The sequence below is a fragment of the Oleiphilus sp. HI0061 genome (genome assembly GCF_001635675.1).
In genome coordinates this window covers 1-634 of the sequence record NZ_LWFE01000582.1, presented here as the reverse complement: position 1 = coordinate 634, position 634 = coordinate 1, and the positions used below count along the sequence as shown (strand labels likewise).

Genomic DNA, 634 nt, shown 5'->3' with positions numbered 1-634 from the left:
TGTCGTTTCCTGGTTTTCCATAAAACCCGCTGGCAGAGTCCAATAGCCTAAACGGGGTTCGATGGCGCGCTTGCATAATAATACCTTATCGCCCCAAGTGGGAATGGTGCCGGCAACAATATTCGGGTTCTGGTAATGGATATGTTCACAGCCTAAGCAGACGTAACGCTGTCGGTTATCATCTTCAGGAATCTTTTTCTCAACATCGTCGCCACAATGACTGCAGAATTTCATAGGTTTCTCACCAGTGATTTTTATTGAGGGGGCAGTATGCTAAAGTTTGGCTTAGTAAACAACTTGAGATCTTTATCTGAGTGAGCTTTTTTACTAGATCTGTCAACGAGCTCCTTATTCGCCACTTAAGTTTTGGAACCTCTAATCCCCAATGCAAATAATTAATTTACTGAGAGCGCGAATCGAGCAGCATCAGCCAAAAAATATTGTCGAAGAGTTACCCGAGGCAGGTATTCTAGTTCCCTTAACCCGCGAACCAGAGCCTCAGATTATTTTCACGCGCCGGGCGCAACATATGAATACACATAAAGGGCAGGTAGCCTTTCCGGGGGGGAAGTATGATGAGGAAGATACAACACTTGTTAATACTGCACTTCGAGAGTGTCATGAAGAGATTGGC

General features: G+C 44.8%; 2 protein-coding genes. One reads left to right on the top strand and one right to left on the bottom strand.

Annotated features, from left to right (window positions below):
- On the bottom strand, positions 1–234 hold a 234-nt coding region (locus A3735_RS07645), incomplete at its 3' end, for a zinc ribbon domain-containing protein (RefSeq protein ID WP_197485743.1).
- Between the two features lie 151 nt (positions 235–385).
- On the opposite strand from A3735_RS07645, the gene A3735_RS07640 reads away from it, so the two are divergent.
- The coding region (locus A3735_RS07640; RefSeq protein WP_156499508.1) for a CoA pyrophosphatase at positions 386–634 on the top strand (249 nt) is incomplete at its 3' end.